This window comes from Marinobacter oulmenensis (assembly GCF_014201735.1).
GTDB classification, from domain to species: Bacteria; Pseudomonadota; Gammaproteobacteria; order Pseudomonadales; family Oleiphilaceae; genus Marinobacter; species Marinobacter oulmenensis.
This window is the reverse complement of record NZ_JACHFE010000003.1, coordinates 36050-52680: the sequence shown is the minus strand read 5'-3', so window position 1 is coordinate 52680 and position 16631 is coordinate 36050. Positions and strand designations below refer to the sequence as shown.

The 16631-nt window shown below is 59.2% G+C and carries 14 protein-coding genes and 1 tRNA gene; 6 read left to right on the top strand and 9 right to left on the bottom strand.

Features of this window, described 5'->3' with window-relative positions; genetic code table 11:
* The first annotated feature begins 28 nt into the window (after nucleotides 1-28).
* Both HNR38_RS06480 and HNR38_RS06475 read left to right on the top strand, forming a co-directional pair.
* Nucleotides 29-2176, top strand: a complete 2148-nt coding sequence (locus HNR38_RS06480; protein WP_425488693.1) for a RelA/SpoT family protein — start codon at nucleotides 29-31, stop codon at nucleotides 2174-2176.
* A gap of 77 nt (nucleotides 2177-2253) precedes the next feature.
* Nucleotides 2254-2640, top strand: coding sequence for a RidA family protein (locus HNR38_RS06475; RefSeq protein WP_183701006.1), 387 nt, complete (start codon nucleotides 2254-2256; stop codon nucleotides 2638-2640).
* Here HNR38_RS06475 and HNR38_RS06470 read toward each other — a convergent pair.
* On the bottom strand, nucleotides 2633-3502 hold the full coding sequence (locus tag HNR38_RS06470; protein WP_183701005.1) for an NAD-dependent epimerase/dehydratase family protein: 870 nt from the start codon (nucleotides 3500-3502) through the stop codon (nucleotides 2633-2635). The two genes, HNR38_RS06475 and HNR38_RS06470, sit on opposite strands and share 8 nt — an antisense overlap.
* A gap of 77 nt (nucleotides 3503-3579) precedes the next feature.
* Between HNR38_RS06470 and HNR38_RS06465 the strand changes: the two genes are divergently transcribed.
* From HNR38_RS06465 to HNR38_RS06455, 3 genes are read left to right on the top strand one after another with little or no spacing between them, the layout of a single operon-like run.
* The gene (locus HNR38_RS06465) at nucleotides 3580-4539 is read left to right on the top strand and encodes a hydrogen peroxide-inducible genes activator (protein WP_183701003.1); all 960 of its coding nucleotides are present in this window, start codon (nucleotides 3580-3582) and stop codon (nucleotides 4537-4539) included.
* Between the two features lie 8 nt (nucleotides 4540-4547).
* The gene (gene recG / locus HNR38_RS06460; RefSeq protein ID WP_183701001.1) at nucleotides 4548-6623 is read left to right on the top strand and encodes an ATP-dependent DNA helicase RecG; all 2076 of its coding nucleotides are present in this window, start codon (nucleotides 4548-4550) and stop codon (nucleotides 6621-6623) included.
* Nucleotides 6624-6660: 37 nt separating this feature from the next.
* Nucleotides 6661-8034 carry an HDOD domain-containing protein gene (locus tag HNR38_RS06455; protein WP_183700999.1) on the top strand — a complete coding sequence of 458 codons (1374 nt, stop codon included), beginning with the start codon at nucleotides 6661-6663 and terminating at the stop codon, nucleotides 8032-8034.
* A 203-nt stretch (nucleotides 8035-8237) separates the two neighbouring features.
* Here the strand turns inward: HNR38_RS06455 and HNR38_RS06450 are convergent, their stop codons facing one another.
* The gene (locus tag HNR38_RS06450) at nucleotides 8238-8696 is read right to left on the bottom strand and encodes a DUF2489 domain-containing protein (RefSeq protein WP_183700997.1); all 459 of its coding nucleotides are present in this window, start codon (nucleotides 8694-8696) and stop codon (nucleotides 8238-8240) included.
* Between the two features lie 376 nt (nucleotides 8697-9072).
* On the opposite strand from HNR38_RS06450, the gene HNR38_RS06445 reads away from it, so the two are divergent.
* Nucleotides 9073-9855 carry an acetoin reductase gene (locus HNR38_RS06445; protein WP_183700995.1) on the top strand — a complete coding sequence of 261 codons (783 nt, stop codon included), beginning with the start codon at nucleotides 9073-9075 and terminating at the stop codon, nucleotides 9853-9855.
* Nucleotides 9856-9945: 90 nt separating this feature from the next.
* Here HNR38_RS06445 and HNR38_RS06440 read toward each other — a convergent pair whose 3' ends face one another.
* The 7 genes from HNR38_RS06440 to rpsU all read right to left on the bottom strand — a co-directional run bounded on the left by HNR38_RS06440 (nucleotide 9946) and on the right by rpsU (nucleotide 16463).
* Nucleotides 9946-10563, bottom strand: coding sequence for a TPM domain-containing protein (locus HNR38_RS06440; protein WP_183700993.1), 618 nt, complete (start codon nucleotides 10561-10563; stop codon nucleotides 9946-9948).
* Nucleotides 10564-10621: 58 nt separating this feature from the next.
* Entirely contained in the window at nucleotides 10622-11386 is a 765-nt protein-coding gene (locus HNR38_RS06435) for a TPM domain-containing protein (RefSeq protein WP_183700991.1), read from the bottom strand.
* Nucleotides 11386-11937, bottom strand: a complete 552-nt coding sequence (locus HNR38_RS06430) for a LemA family protein (protein ID WP_379919079.1) — start codon at nucleotides 11935-11937, stop codon at nucleotides 11386-11388. Before HNR38_RS06430 ends, HNR38_RS06435 begins: the two co-directional genes overlap by 1 nt.
* A 313-nt stretch (nucleotides 11938-12250) precedes the next feature.
* Nucleotides 12251-12327 (bottom strand) — tRNA-Ile (locus tag HNR38_RS06425).
* 69 nt (nucleotides 12328-12396) lie between these two features.
* Nucleotides 12397-14244, bottom strand: a complete 1848-nt coding sequence (rpoD, locus tag HNR38_RS06420) for an RNA polymerase sigma factor RpoD (protein ID WP_183700987.1) — start codon at nucleotides 14242-14244, stop codon at nucleotides 12397-12399.
* Nucleotides 14245-14353: 109 nt separating this feature from the next.
* A complete protein-coding gene (gene dnaG, locus HNR38_RS06415) occupies nucleotides 14354-16096 on the bottom strand; it encodes a DNA primase (RefSeq protein WP_183700985.1) in 1743 nt (580 codons plus the stop codon).
* A 151-nt stretch (nucleotides 16097-16247) separates the two neighbouring features.
* Nucleotides 16248-16463: a 30S ribosomal protein S21 gene (gene rpsU, locus HNR38_RS06410; RefSeq protein WP_007153483.1), complete on the bottom strand. Its 216-nt coding sequence runs from the start codon at nucleotides 16461-16463 to the stop codon at nucleotides 16248-16250.
* Between the last annotated feature and the right edge of the window lie 168 nt (nucleotides 16464-16631).

The following is a 16631-nucleotide window of genomic DNA, read 5'->3' as shown; positions in this document are numbered from 1 at the left end:
CCGGTGTTCAGTCAATATGGGAGGCGCGGTGTCGGCAGAGGCAACGGTAGAAGGTCTGGCCAGCGAACTTGGCTCTTACCTGGATATCAGTCGTATCAATCAGGTACGGAGGGCCTACTATTACGCCGAACAGGCCCATGAAGGGCAGATGCGCAAAAGCGGCGACCGCTACATTACCCACCCACTTGCGGTTGCCCGGATTCTGGCGAACCTGAGGCTGGATCACCAGAGCCTGATGGCGGCCATGCTGCACGATGTTATCGAAGATACCGGTATTCCCAAGGACGCCCTGTCCGAGCAGTTCGGGGAGGACGTGGCGGAACTGGTGGACGGTGTCTCCAAGCTGACCCAGATCGAGTTCCGTTCCCGGGCGGAAGCCCAGGCCGAGAACTTCCAGAAAATGACACTGGCCATGGCCCGGGACATCCGGGTGATTCTGGTCAAGCTGGCGGACCGCCTCCATAACATGCGCACGCTCGGGCCCATGCCCTACGAGAAACGCCAGCGCATTGCCACCGAAACCCTCGATATCTATGCGCCCATCGCCAACCGGCTGGGCATGCACGCCATCAGTACCGAGCTTGAGGATCTGGGTTTTTCATCCCTGCACCCGATGCGGGCCCGTTACATCTCCAAGGCAGTGGACAAGCTGCGAGGCAGTCACCGGGAGATCATCGAGGAAATCCGTGGAAAGTTGCAGCAGAAGCTGGAAGAGCGGGAGCTGCCCGGCAAGATACAGGGCCGGGAAAAACACCTGAATTCCATCTACAACAAGATGAAATTCAAGCACAAGTCCTTCCATGAAATCATGGATGTCTACGCTTTCCGGATTATTACCGAAACCGAGGACGACTGCTATCGCATCCTGGGGGCCGTGCACAGCCTCTACAAACCGCTGCCGGGCCGTTTCAAGGACTACATTGCCATGCCCAAGGCCAATGGCTACCAGTCCCTGCATACAACGCTGTTTGGCATGCACGTCAACATCGAGATCCAGATCCGCACCGAGGAGATGGAGAACATCGCCAACAACGGCATCGCAGCCCACTGGATGTACAAGAATGAGTCGTCTGGCGTGATTGCGGTTAACCAGGCCAGGGTGGATCGCTGGGTTAAGGGGCTGATGGAAATCCAGGAACGTGCCGACGATTCCATGGAGTTCATTGAGCATGTGAAGGTGGACCTGTTCCCCGATGAGGTCTACGTATTCACGCCCAGGGGGCGGATCATGGAGCTGCCCAGTGGTGCGACCCCGGTGGATTTCGCCTACGCCATTCATACCGACATCGGTAATGCCGCGGTGGCCTGCCGGATCAACCGTAATCTGGCCTCCCTGAGCCAGCCCCTGCAGAGTGGCCAGACGGTGGAAATCATCACGGCACCGGGTGCCAAGCCGAATCCGGCATGGTTGAGTTTCGTGGTGACCGGCAAGGCCCGAAGCAGCATCCGCCACGTGCTGAAGACCCGCAAGCGTGCGGAATCACTGGAGTTGGGGCGCACACTTCTCAAACGCTCACTGAAAGGCTTTGGCGCCCAGCTCTCGGATATCAGTGAGGCCCAGAAACAGCTGGTGGTGAACCACAATCAGGTCAACAGTTTCGATGATCTGGTCAGTGACATTGGCCTGGGTAACCGCATGGCATATCTGGTGGCCCGGCAACTGGTCAGTGGCGGTACGGATGACGCCGGGGAGGGCCAGAGCAACATCGGCAATATTGAAGACGGTAAATATGGTGCGGTCACCATCCGTGGCACGGAAGGCCTGCTGGTCAAATTTGCCTCCTGCTGCAAGCCTATTCCCGGCGATCCGGTAGTGGGCATCATGGATGAAGGTAACGGCATGGTGATCCATTCCGATACCTGCGACCGTCTGCCGGAAGACGATGCTGGCCGGGCCCGGCTGACGCACCTGAAGTGGGCCAAGGATATTACCGACGAGTTCTCGGTGGAACTTCGGGTCGAGCTGGAGCGCCAGCGCGGGGTGATCGCCGAGGTGGCCAATGCCGTGGCCATGGCTGACGGAAATATCGAACGTATCAGCGTGGAAGACCAGAATGCCCGGTTCGGTGTGGTCAGCCTGGTGGTGCATGTTCACGGTCGCCGTCACCTGGCCCGTGTGATGCGCCGTGTGCGCAACATTCGGGCGGTAACTCACATCAGCCGGGTGCGGTACTGACGCGCCCTCAGCCGTAGTTGACAGGTGCCTCGTGGAAAGGTGAGGATTGGCGTTTTGCTAAGAGGACACTGCCGATCATGAGCAACAAATCTGTTATCCAGACCGAAAACGCCCCTCAGGCGATTGGTCCCTATTCCCAGGCGGTCAAAGCCGGGGATACCGTGTACCTGTCTGGCCAGATTCCCCTGGATCCGGAAACCATGGACGTGGTGCCGGGTGACTTCTCGGCCAAGACCCGTCAGGTTTTCGAGAACCTGAAGGCGGTGTGTGAAGCAGCCGGTGGTGAGCTCAAGGACATCGTCAAGCTGAACATCTACATGACCGATCTGTCCAACTTCACCACCGTGAACGAAATCATGGCAACCTACTTCCAGGAGCCGTACCCGGCGCGCGCCGCAGTGGGTGTGGCGGCACTGCCGAAAGACGTACCGGTGGAAATGGAAGCTGTGATGGTGCTCAGCTAAGGCTGTCGATCATCTCCCGGTACCCTGTGCGAAAATCGGGGTACCGGAACTGAAACCCGCTATCCAGCAATCGCCGGTTACTGCAACGCTTGCTGCCTGCTCTCCCGCCCTTGCGTGCATCCGGTACCGGCTCGGCACAGGGCACCTGCTCACGCACCCACTCGACGACTTCATCCAGCCGCACCGGTTCACAATCGCTTGCCAGATACAGGTTATCGATGACCTCCCCATCCAGGGCTTTTTCAGCCAGCCAGGCCATGGCGTTGGCGGCGTCCACTTCGTGAATTCGGTTGCTGAAGGGGGCGGGTGTTACCGGGTTCATGCGCCCGGCTATGACTTCCTCAAGAAAGCGCCGGCGGGATGGGCCATAGATTCCGCTATATCGAACCACCGTCGCCGGGTAGCTGCTGTTCAGGGCTGTGGCCTCCCCCTGGAGAATCTGACGGCCGCTGAAGCGCGTTGGCTGGGCGGCGCTGTCTTCATTGACCCAACTGTCATCGTCCTGGGCATAGACGCTGGAGCTGCTGACGAAGAAAAGCCGGGTAAGTGACGACTCGGGAAGGGCTTCCAGAAGATTTTTCAGTCCGGTGACATAGGCCGCGTGATAACCCTGTTCATCATAGCTGGAAGGGGTCAGACAGTAGATCACCACGTCGAGCTTTTCCGGTAACTGGCCTTTGAGTGTTTCCGGACAGCTCAGATCGGCGCCGATGCCGTGCACGCCTTCCGGTACCTGGTCAGGGTTTCGGCGCAGTCCGTACACGGTAGCGGCCCGTGTCAGCCTGGAGGCGATGGCGCCGCCGAGCTTTCCGCAGCCGGCTACCAGAATTTGTGACCTCGGTTTCTGTTTCTGCATTGCCATAGACAATTTCAATCCTTATTCTTTGCCTGATAAAGTATGGAAAACTCTGACGCATAAATTCCGGAACGGAGCTCACCATGACCCTAACCGAGTTACGATACGTGGTCACCCTCGCACGGGAAAGGCATTTTGGCCGCGCAGCGGAACGGTGCCATGTCAGTCAGCCTACCCTGAGTGTGGCGGTCAAGAAGCTCGAAGATGAGCTCGGCATCCCGCTGTTTGAGCGTTCCAAGAGTAATATCCGGGTCACCGAAACTGGTAAACGGATCATCGAACAGGCCCAGCGGGTTCTGGATCAGGTGGGCGTCATCCGGGACATGGCCCAGGATGGCAAGAATCAGTTGAATTCGCCGCTCAAGGTGGGTGCCATCTACACGATCGGACCCTACCTGTTCCCACACCTGTTGCCTGAGCTGCGCAGGGCGGCGCCGGAAATGCCCCTCTACATCGAGGAAAACTATACCGCAAACCTGCGCCAGAAGCTGCGGCACTCTGAACTGGATGCCATCATCGTGGCGCTGCCGTTCGAGGAACCCGAGGTGGTGACACTGCCACTCTACGACGAGCCGTTTGTGGTATTGCTGCCTGCGGGTCACCCGCTGGCGGAGAAGGAAGAAATCACTCCCGAGGAAATGGCCCACGAGCAGTTGCTGCTGCTTGGCCCTGGCCACTGTTTCCGGGACCAGGTGCTGGAGTCCTGCCCACCGCTGGTGGAGGCCATTACCAGCCGGGTTGATCGAGACCAGCCGGATCTGGTGACCGAGGGCAGTTCCCTGGAAACCATCCGGCACATGGTGGCTTCCGGCCTGGGGATCACGGTACTGCCGATGTCGGCGGCAACAGCGATGAATTATCAGGAAGACATACTCGCGGTTCGACCGTTTGCGGCGCCGGTGCCTTATCGCACGGTAGCACTGGCATGGCGGGTGACCTTCCCGAGGCCCAAGGCCATCGACATGCTGTCATTGGCTGCCAGCCAGTGCCGGGTGATCGAAAAAGCCCGCACCGAAACGCCGGCGGTTGCCGATAGCGCCTGAGTCCTGCCATGACCTCCCTGGGCGATATCGAGGTAACCCGGCTCAAGGGCGTGGGTGCGGCCCTTGCCGACAAGCTGGCCAAACTGGGCATCCAGTCCATACAGGACCTGCTGTTCCATCTGCCCTACCGGTATGAGGACCGCACCCGGATTATCCCCATGGGCAGCCTCAGAGTCGGGGATGTTGCGGTGGTGGAAGGCGAGGTCATGAAGACCGACGTGGTCATGGGCCGGCGCCGGAGCATGCAGGTCACCCTGCGGGATGACTCCGGCTTTCTGGTGATGCGCTTTTTCCATTTCAGTGCGGGCCAGAAAAACCAGTTGACCGAAGGGGCGCGAGTCCGGTGTTTTGGGGAAGTCCGCCCGGGCCGGGCCGGGTATGAGTTCTATCATCCGGAATACCAGGTCAACCCGCCGCCCATGCCTTCGGCCGAACAGGCAACCCTAACGCCGGTCTATCCCCTTACCGAAGGTATCCAGCAGCCCCGGGTGCGCGCTCTTTGCCAGCAGGCTCTGGGCTATCTCGACCGTTTTCCGATCAAGGACTGGCTACCGCCGGAACTGCTGGCAGACTACCAGCTCCCTGGTATTACCGAAGCCGTGCGACTGGTGCATTCTCCTCCTGCTAGCGCCCCGGTACCCCTATTGGTGGAAGGGCGGCACCCGGCCCAGCAGCGGTTGGTGATGGAAGAGCTGCTGGCACACCAGCTCAGTCTGCTGCAGGTGCGCCAGCAGATCCAGGCCAGAGAAGCCTTGCCATTGTTACCGGGTGGGGATCTGATTGAGCGTTTTCTGGACCAGTTGCCTTTCAAGCTCACGGGTGCCCAGCGGCAGGTGGTGGCTGACGTTCGCCAGGATCTGAGTCAGCCGATTCCCATGCTGCGACTGGTTCAGGGTGACGTAGGCTCCGGCAAAACCGTGGTCGCCGCCCTGGCCGCGCTTCAGGCCATCGGAGCTGGCGCTCAGGTGGCCCTGATGGCGCCTACGGAAATCCTTGCCGAACAGCATTACCAGAATTTTCAGGCCTGGCTGGAGCCGCTGGGTATCCGTCTGGCCTGGCTGTCCGGCAAGGTGAAGGGGCGGCAGCGGGAAGAAGCGCTTGCCCAGGTTGCCGACGGCAGTGCGGCGGTGGTGATCGGCACCCACGCCCTGTTCCAGGAGGATGTGCAGTTCCACCGCCTGGCTCTGGTGATTGTTGATGAGCAGCATCGCTTCGGGGTCCACCAGCGTCTGGCGCTCCGGGAGAAAGGCGTAGGCGGCACCCTGGCGCCCCATCAGTTAATCATGACGGCAACGCCTATTCCCCGTACCCTGGCCATGAGTGCCTATGCGGACCTCGACACCTCGGTGATTGATGAGTTGCCACCAGGGCGGAAGGCGATAGAAACCATCGCCCTGCCGGATAGCCGCCGGGATGATGTGGTTGAACGGGTCCGCAGCGCCTGCCGGGAAGGCCGGCAGGCTTACTGGGTTTGTACCCTGGTGGAGGAATCCGAAGCCTTGCAGTGCCAGGCGGCGGAAGTGACCGCTGCGGAACTGGCGGAACGATTGCCGGATCTGAAGGTCGGACTGGTGCATGGGCGCCTGAAGGCCAGTGAAAAAGCCGCGGTCATGGAAGATTTCAAGAGCGGTGACAGTGATCTGTTGGTCGCCACGACCGTAATAGAAGTGGGTGTGGATGTGCCCAACGCCTCGCTGATCATCATTGAAAATCCGGAACGGCTCGGGCTGGCCCAACTCCATCAATTGCGGGGCCGTGTTGGTCGGGGTGAACAAGCCAGTTTCTGTGTGCTGCTGTACCACCCACCTTTGTCGGCCAATGGCAAGTCCAGGCTACAGGCTCTGAGGGACAGTCAGGATGGCTTTTTCATAGCCGAAAAAGATCTGGAAATTCGAGGCCCGGGAGAGGTGCTAGGGACCCGACAAACTGGCATGATGCAGTTTCGTCTGGCAGATTTTGAACGAGACAAAGGCTGGATTGAACCGGTCCGGGAAATGGCTCCGTCACTGATGGAGCACCCGAAACGTGTGGAGGCTCTGATACGCCGATGGCTTGGAGAGCGGGTTCGCTACGGAGAGGTGTAATAGTTTTGATCAAGCGCTCAGTAGTGAGGAGGCACTAATGGAACTTCCAGTCCTGATTCAGCAGTCCCTGGGTGACATGGCGGTGGATGTATCGCTGCGGGAAAGTGACAGGGTCAGTGCTAGTCATGAGCTGCGCATGGTTCTGCTTAGCGACAGTGACGGCACCGTGCAGGCGATATGCCGGCGGGGTGACCTGCTCGACCTGGAAGCCCTGAATAAACAGATGGGCCGAAACCTGACCATCATGCAACGCCGGGAACAGGTGCGGGTGCGCCAGCGCCTGGGGCTCTCCGAGTTGCCGGCACTGCCATCGCTCACTGGCTGGCCTTCGGTTGTTGACACCAGCGTTGATGAACTCAATTTTGTGGCCCTGGCACTGGCGGATGAGAAAATGTCCATCGTGTTGCCGGGCTCGGATTTCCGGCAACTGACGGTCAAGGCGCCAAGACACAGTTTCGCCCGGACGGTGGCGTCTGTACCGGTCAATCTGGACGACCCCGCGTCCGACCGGGAACAGTTGCACTCTGCGATCAACCGGTTTACCAGTCTGCGCATCCAGAAACGCCTGGAAGACACCCTGGAATTGCCTCCGCTGCCGGAAACGGCGCAGCGAATCATTCATCTGCGAGTGAACCCGAACGCTGTCATGGGTGACCTTGTGGATATCGTGGAGAGTGGTCCCAGCCTGGCTGCACAGGTGGTTAGCTGGGCGTCCTCATCTTTCTACGCCGCAGCCGGCCAGGTGCGCTCGGTGCACGACGCCGTCTCCCGGGTCCTGGGTTTCGATCTGGTGATGAACCTGGCCATGGGGCTGTCCCTGGGGCGCTCTCTGCGCCATCCACAGGACCACCCGGATGGGTTTGTGGACTACTGGCAGCAGGCTATCTGGCAGGCCCAGGCGGCGGGTGTGCTGGCAGGTATGATGCCTCCTGGTAAGCGCCCGATTTTCGGGCTGGCCTATCTCACCGGACTGCTGCACAACTTTGGCTACCTGGTGATGGCCCAGGTGTTTCCACCCCATTTCGGGCTGGTATGTCGGTCCCTGGAGGTGAACCCCCATATCGACTCTAGTGTGATCGAACACAACCTGCTGGGTATCACACGGGAGCAGATGGCCTCCCAACTGATGGAAAACTGGGGCATGCCGGAAGAAGTGGTTACAGGCATTCGGTACCAGAAGAATCCCGACTATGATCAGGATAGCAGCGACTATTCCCGGCTCCTTTGGTTGGGCCGTCAGTTACTCACCGCTGAAGGGATCGCCATGGGCGCTGGTGAGCCGGTACCGGACTGGCTGTACGAAGAGCTGGGGTTGAACAGGGAGCGAGTGGAGTCGCGGTTTGCCGAGCTGGCGAGTCAGAAAGACAGCGTGATGGCCATTGCCGGCATGATGCATCATGGCGCCAGCTGACGGCATCAGACAAAATAAAAGGCCGGCCCTCAGGCCGGCCAGTGTCACCCACGGGTCCGCAGAATTATCCTGCTTGTCAGGAGAAAACAACGCGGGAAATGCCTCGTATTAGACGCACTTCCTAGCTTCAATCTAGTCAATGAGAGCGAAAAGAAAAGCGGAAATCCGAAGTCTGCTGCTGGTCTCCGACAAAAGTATGAGTCTTAGTCGATGCGTTGGTGCCGCAAAGCAATAGCCGCCTCGCGGATTTGCTCCGCAAACTCCTTCTCCACCGCAAAACGCTCTTCGTCCATGGCTTCGATGGTCTCGGGATCCGTCACCTTCCGTGCCCGATGGGTTGGCATGTGGCTTATCCGATCGTGCACCGTCTGGAAAACCTGAAATGGCGGCCGTTCCAGCAATTCCGGTGCGACATGCTCCAGTAGCCCTTTGATACGCAGACAGGCTTCGGAGTACTCCACCTGGTCCTCCTCAACCGCCAGGGCAATAATGCGCAGACTTTCGATCATGCCGTCCCGACGCTGGGCCTGGAACTCTTCGGTTTTGCGTTTGCGCTGCCGGTCTTCCGACAGCACACGGGACTGGCGCCAGATGTAAAACAACAGGGCACCGATCACCACCAGTCCGATGGCGATTGCGACCATTTGCAGCCCTCTGGGCATGGAACCTCCCGTCAATGTGGATTTTTCTATAGTGAAGAACTCTGACACCGACCCGGAGTGCTTTCAATATCCGGTGTCGGATAAATCCACCGTTGTGGGTCGACATCACCTGGCTGGCCGCTGTATTTAATCCGTTCCGGCAACGGGCGGATGCATAACAGCAGATACAGGACATGGTTTCCGGGCCCCTGGCGCAGATATGGCAGTGCCTCCTGCAAGGGCTGTATGAGACAGACAGAATCATTCCCTCTCATGGCGGAAGTACCTATTGCATAAGTAAGCGACAGGTGATTAGTCTGCTATTTAGTTAGGCAGGATTAGGGCGCTTCAACTGGGTCGGGTCCTGCAATTCCGGAAGCTATAACAGGAGGGAATCATGGAAAATCTGGAAAACAAGGTGGCGTTGGTTACCGGTGCGGGGCAGGGTATTGGCCGAGCGATTGCGTTGCGACTGGCTCGCGATGGCGCCGACATCGCCATTGTTGATCTTAATGACGAGAAAGTTCAGGCGGTTGCCGATGAGGTGCAGGCATTGGGTCGCAAAGCCACCACCTACAAGGCCGATGTGTCCAGGCGTGATGAGGTTTATGCCGCAATCAATCACGCGCAGAAGGAGCTCGGCGGCTTTGACATCATGGTCAATAATGCCGGTATCGCCAACGTTCAGCCCATCGCTGAGCTTACGCCTGAAGAAGTGGATAAAATTATCAAGGTAAACGTTGAGGGCGTTTTGTGGGGTATTCAGGCCGCAGCCGCCAAGTTCAGGGAGAACGGCACAAAAGGCAAAATCATTAATGCCTCGTCTATTGCCGGTCATGAAGGTTTTCCACTGTTGGGTATCTATTCAGCGACCAAGTTCGCTGTGAGGGCTCTGACCCAGTCATCAGCCAAAGAGTATGCGAGTGATGGCATCACGGTGAACGCCTATTGTCCCGGCGTGGTGGGTACCGACATGTGGGTTGAGATCGATAAGCGGATGGCCGAAATCACCGGCGCCGAAATCGGTGAAAGCTATGACAAATTTGTTGGTGGTATCGCGTTGGGACGGGCTCAGACACCCGAAGACGTGGCCTCGTTCGTCTCCTATCTGGCTGGCCCCGATTCCGACTACATGACAGGACAGGCTCCGTTGATTGATGGTGGCCTGGTTTATCGCTAGGTAACCTGGCACTTTTTATAACCCGCCCCGCAGATGGATGCCCCTTTCGGGCATCCATCTGTCCCGCTATCGGGAGGATGACGACTTCATTTACGGCAGAATCACCAGGTGATTTGGAAGTTCGTTGCGCTCATGGGTGGCGGGCACATGTTCTTTCAGGAGTCTGCCACAGGATGCAATGCAGTCCAGGAACCCCTGTTGCGTCTGGCCCTGGCGAACCTTGGTGGTAAAGTCGGCCACTATGCCTTCCCATACCTCGTTGTCGAGAACGTCGGCAATGCCCTGGTCCACCAGAATTTCCACATAGCGTTCCGCCTCTGAGACGAAAATCAGCATACCGGTACTGCCATTGGTATGGTGCAGTCTCTGCTCCAGGAACTGGCGTCGTGCCAGATTGGAGGCACGCCAGTAACGCACTTGCCGGGGAATCAGCCGGGTGTTGATGCTGGGCACCCGGAACAGGACGCTGAGAAGAATGAACGCTGCCCACTGCACCAGTAGCAGCACATCGGCATTAAACCAACCGCCGAAATAATTGGCGATACCGGGTATCAGCAGCGCCAGAATGCCGGCCCATACCAGAGGAATATAACTGTAATTGTCGGACTGTGCCGCCAATACGGTGACCAGTTCCGCATCGGTTTCCCGTTCCACGGCAGTGATGGCTGCGGTAACGGCTTTCTGATCGCTTTCGCTTAGTAGTGTCATGATTCTGTCGTTCTCTTGATCGGGAAAGGGGCTTCGTCGACTATGTGCCTGCATGGCTTTACCAGCCGCCGGAGGCCCCGCCACCGCCGAAGCCACCACCACCGCCGCTGAATCCGCCACCACCGCCGAAGCCGCCTCCGCCACGGCCGCCCATGGTGGCACCGAGCAGAGCCGCGCCCACCAGGGCAGCGCCACCGCGCGCACCACGGCCACCGCGACTACCAATAAAGAACACCACAGCCAGCATGCCGATCAGGATCAGCACGACGAGCCCGGCGTTGGGTTTTTCCTGGGTAACGCGGGGCGGCTGACTCTGGGGAGCCGCGGTGGGTTTGCCGCCGAGCACCTCGATCATGGCAGCGGCGCCGCTGATAATGCCGCCCTGAAAATCCCCCTGGCGGAACGCCGGGGTGATTACGCGATTGATAATGACCGACGAGTTGGCGTCGGTGAGCCGGCCTTCCAGCCCATAGCCCACTTCTATGCGGACTTTTCGTTCTTCCTTGGCCACGATCAGCAGAGCGCCGTTGTCCTTGCCTTCTTGGCCAATACCCCAGTGCCGGCCGAGCTGATACCCGAATTCCTCAATCGGATAGTCCTGAAGGTCCGGCAAAGTGACGACCACCACCTGTTCGGTGCTGGCCTGTTCATGGGTCTCCAGCATCTGGGTCAGTTGTTCTTCGGCTTCCGGCGAGAGCATCTCGGCCTGGTCAACCACACGGCCGGTCAATTCCGGGAAGTCGGGGGCGGATTGTGCCCAGACGCTCGCCGGCAGCAGTATCAGTAAGGCTAACAGCAGGCTCTTGTAGGTGCGTGCAATCATCAGAACTCCACCGCAGGTGCTTCGTCCGCATTGTCGGTGGTGGCTTCAAAGTTGGCGCGTGGCTCCAGATCGCTATAGAGGATGCTGTGCCATATTTTGCCCGGGAAGGTGCGCAGTTCGGTGTTGTAACGCTCTACGGCCTTGATGAAGTCGCGACGCGCCACCGCTATGCGGTTTTCAGTGCCTTCAAGCTGGGATTGTAGCGCCAGGAAGTTCTGGTTGGACTTAAGGTCCGGGTAACGCTCGGACACCGCCATCAGGCGGCTCAGTGCGCTGCTCAGCTCACCTTGTGCCTGCTGGAACTGCTGGAGCTTTTGGGGATTGTTGAGAATGCTGTCGTCTACCTGGATCGAGGTGGCCCTGGAGCGGGCCTCAATCACGGCGGTCAGGGTTTCCTGTTCCTGGGCGGCGAACCCCTTGACGGTCTCCACCAGATTGGGAATAAGGTCGGCGCGGCGCTGGTACTGATTCTCCACCTGAGCCCAGGCGGAGGTGACCTTCTCATCGTAGGTGGGAAGGTTGTTTATGCCACAGCCACTGAGCAACAGCATCAACGCCACCAGCGAGGTGATCTGCCAGACAGTACGCTGTTGAGAGGGTTTTCGAAGGCTTTCCATAGTGTTCGGTCCCGGAGATGGTTGCACAGATAAAAGAAGACGCCAGGCCCGCAGGCGAATCCCCAAACTGGGGTTTAGATGGGGGCGGAACGGCTGTTTTCAAGGCGGCGAAGATGCTTAATAGATAGTGCGAGCAGCTAAGGGCTGGGACATCGGGCTTTGCTTGCTTGCCTGACATCACCCACCTGGAACGGAGCCAGGGCGTGACTGATACGGACCGGGAAGGGAGTCTGAAGACTTCGATGAATGGTGGGCCCAGCTGGACTCGAACCAGCGACCAAAGGATTATGAGTCCTCTGCTCTAACCAACTGAGCTATAGGCCCAAAACGAAAAGCGGGCGCCATTATACCCATGAGGAATGGCGCCCGCTACTGTTACGGCTGACGTGGGGCTTAGCTGCTGCCCTGGTCGTCGATGAAGCCGCGCAGGTGATCGGAGCGTGAGGGATGACGCAGTTTGCGCAGCGCCTTGGCTTCGATCTGACGGATCCGCTCACGGGTCACGTCGAACTGCTTGCCCACTTCCTCAAGGGTGTGGTCGGTGTTCATCTCGATACCAAAGCGCATGCGCAGTACCTTGGATTCCCGTGCGGTCAGTCCACCCAGCACCGAGCGGGTCGCTTCGCGCAGGCCCTCGGCCGTGGCGGAATCCACTGGGGACAGGGCCTGGATGTCCTCGATAAAGTCGCCCAGGTGGCTGTCTTCATCGTCGCCGATCGGGGTTTCCATGGAGATCGGCTCTTTGGCGATCTTAAGCACCTTGCGGATCTTGTCCTCCGGCATTTCCATGCGCTCGCCCAGCTCTTCCGGGGTAGGCTCACGGCCCATCTCCTGCAGCATCTGACGGGAGATGCGGTTGAGCTTGTTGATCGTTTCGATCATGTGTACCGGAATACGGATGGTCCGGGCCTGGTCCGCGATGGAGCGGGTGATGGCCTGACGGATCCACCAGGTGGCGTAGGTGGAGAACTTGTAGCCACGGCGGTACTCGAACTTGTCCACGGCTTTCATCAGGCCGATGTTGCCTTCCTGAATCAGGTCCAGGAACTGCAGGCCGCGGTTGGTGTACTTCTTGGCGATGGAAATCACCAGGCGCAGGTTGGCCTCAACCATTTCTTTCTTGGCGCGACGGGCCTTGGCCTCACCGATGGAGACGCGACGGTTGATTTCCTTGATGTCGGCAACGTCCAGATCCACTTCGGTCTGCACGTTCTGGATGCGCTTCTGCAGACGCACGATCTCATCAACGCGCTCGCTCAGGGCCGCGGCGTAGGGTTTGTTGCTGTTGGCAACCTGCTGGGCCCAGTCCAGGTCAGTTTCGTTGCCCGGGAACTGCTTGATGAATTCTTTGCGCGGCATTTTGCACTCGCGCACACAGATTTCCATGATGGTCCGTTCGTTCTCGCGCACCAGATCGTTGGTGGAGCGAACCACGTTCACCAGTTCTTCAAACGCTTTGTTGGCCAGCTTGAAGGGGGCGAAGACCTGCCCCAGCTCGTTCAGGGCTTCCTGGGTCTTCTTGTGGCTGCGGCCATGTTTTTCGAGGCTCTTGTCGGCGGCGGCCAGTTTTTCCCGCAGCAGTTCGAAACGCAGGCGGGTTTCTTCCGGATCCGGGCCGTTGTCGTTATCGTCCTCGTTGGAATCGTCGTCATCGTCGCTGCTGTCACTGTCCGCACTGGAGTCTTCCGTCGGAGTGGGGTCTTCGGGCATGAACGGCTCGGCGCCGTCCGGATCCAGGAAACCGGTGACGATATCGCTGATGCGGCCTTCGTTCTCGATGATGCGGTCGTAGGCCTGGATAACGGTGCCGGCGGTACCCGGGAAATGGGCAACCGCGGCCATCACATCGCGGATTCCTTCCTCAATGCGCTTGGCGATGACGATTTCGCCTTCGCGGGTCAGCAGTTCCACGGTGCCCATTTCGCGCATGTACATGCGGACAGGGTCAGTGGTGCGGCCGGCATCGGTCTCTACTGCCGCCAGGGCAGCGGCGGCTTCTGCAGCAGCTGCCTCGTCGGCGGTGGAATCGCCTTCGGTCATCAGCAGGGTATCGGCGTCGGGGGTCTCCTCCGTCACCTGAATACCCATGTCATTGATCATCCGGATGATGTCTTCCACCTGATCGGGATCGGCGATATCCTCCGGTAGGTGATCGTTTACCTCGGCGTAAGTCAGGTAACCTTGTTCCTTGCCTCGTGCAATGAGGTCTTTCAAACGTGATTTCTGCGAATTGCCTGACATAGACACCTTGTGAACTCGCTTTTCAAGATAAAAAGATTAAACAGCCATTATAGCTGTCGCTCGGTTGCTCCGCCACTGAACGGTTAGATGGTGACCAGTGGGGCCGGTTTCAAGAGGCATCCCCGGTTTTGCCCAGGGTGAGTTGCCTTTTCAGTTCCTGGCGCTCTTGTGCCGACAGGCTGGCCAGGTCGATTTCGCCGCTGCGAACCAGGGCCAGCTTGCGCTGGATCCGCTGGGTCTCGTCTTCCGGGGAGAGGATCTCCCGCGCACTGGCCAGGGTTTTTTCCCGGGCCGGAATGTGCTCCATGCCATCAAACAGATGGTAGAAGCGATCCCGGGCCTGTGTGTCCAGAGCCAGCGCCCTGACCAGTCCCCGGCGGCCAGCGATCTCCCGCGCCTGGATCCATTCCGCCAGGCCCCGGGCCTGGTTATACTGCCGTGAGCTGGCCGCCAGATCGGTCACTTCCTTTGCCAGTTCCGGGGCTTCCAGCAGGGCCAGGCAGAGCAGACTGTCCTTGCTCAGCCTGACGCCGATCCGCTCTTCTGCCGGGCGCTCCCGGCGTTCACCGCGCCATCCCCGTGAGTCCCGGCCACGCCACTGATTGCCGGCGTTGCACAGGCGCTGCATCTCTTGCCAGAGCGCATTGCGCAGGGTGGTACGCTGCATCCGGTTGAGCAGTGGCTCGACCCGGGCTCGCAGTTCGCTGCGGTCCTCCGGCAGTTGCAGGTCGAGCCCTTCGCCCTGACGGTCAAACAGAAACCGTGACAGCGGCGTGGCGCCATCAACACGCTTCTGGAAGGCTTCCGGGCCCTCCTTGCGTACCAGGGTGTCCGGGTCCTCACCTTCCGGCAGCATCAGGAACTGCAGGTGCAGGCCGTCTACCATCAGTTCCAGGGCGTTTTCCATGGCTTTTTCGGCGGCACGGAACCCCGCCTGGTCGCCGTCAAAGCAGAAGACAATGTGCCTGACCTGTTTGAGCAGTGATGTCAGGCTGTCCTGGTTGGTCGCGGTGCCCAGTGTGGCGACAGCATAATGAATGCCGTGCTGGGCCAGTGCGATCACGTCCATGTAGCCTTCCACCACCAGCAGCCGGTCCAGTTGCCGGATCGCTTTGCGGGCCTCGTAAAGCCCGTAAATTTCCCGGCTCTTGTGGAAGACGTCGGATTCCGGCGAATTGATGTACTTCGCCTTGTCGTCACCCAGCGTTCGGCCGCCGAAGGCCACAGTGCGCCCCCGGGTGTTGCGGATCGGGAACATGACCCGGTTCCGGAACAGGTCACGGGGCCGCTCGTACTTGTTGGACACCGTGCCCGTCTCGATCAGAGGCTGCTTCAGATCCTGTGGTGCGGCATCGAACAGGGCGGTGCCGGTGCCCGGTGCAAAGCCCAACTGGTACTGCTCAATGATGGAACTGTCCAGGCCTCGTTGCTGCAGGTATTCCCGGGCATGGGTGCCCTGCTGGCTGGCCAGTGTCGAATGATAGAACCGGCCGGCGAAATCCAGGGCATCGCTCAAGGTGCGGGCCTGCTGCATTTCTTCCCGGGCGGCCTGGTCATAAGGCACTTCAACCCCGGCGCGCTTGGCCAGTTCCTCGACGGCTTCGGTGAAGCCCAGCCCTTCGAATTCACGGATGAAGCTGATGGCATCTCCGCTCGCACCACACCCGAAACAGTGGTAAAACCCCTTGTCGGGCCGGACGTTGAATGAGGGAGTCTTCTCGTCGTGGAACGGGCAGCAGGCCTTGTAGTTAGCGCCGGCTTTCTTGAGAGTGATGCGCGAGCCGATAAGTTCCGCAAGATCAATGCGATCAAGCAGATCCTCAATGAATCGTTGGGGGATCATTCCGCTCATGCTGGCTCACTCACCCGGATTGCCCCGGCGTACTGTTTTCGCCATAGCCAAAAATGCCGCCGAAGCCAGGCCCCGGCGGCATTTTCTGATTACCGGCTCTGACGTCAGTCAGTCCCGGCAGTCGGTCTGTGCAGTCGATGTCTGCTGAAACTTAGTACAGACGCTCGAACTTGCGTTGCTCGCGCTGAAGCTTCTTGAGATGACGCTTGACCGCTGCGGCTGCTTTGCGCTTGCGAACGGCAGTCGGCTTCTCGTAGTGCTCACGACGACGCACTTCCGACAGGACACCGGCCTTCTCGCAGGAGCGCTTGAAGCGACGCAGTGCTACGTCAAACGGTTCATTCTCTTTCACTTTAACAGCTGGCATTCGAAAATCACCTACCTGATAGATTCGGTTTCAAATTGTCTCCGACGGACGACTCCGTTCGGCTCGATCCCTGGTCAGATTGGCTAAAACTCGACCAGTGCACATCTAAGGGCGGCAATGATAGCCGCTGACCACGGGGAGGTCAATCATTGTTCAGCGAAACTGATG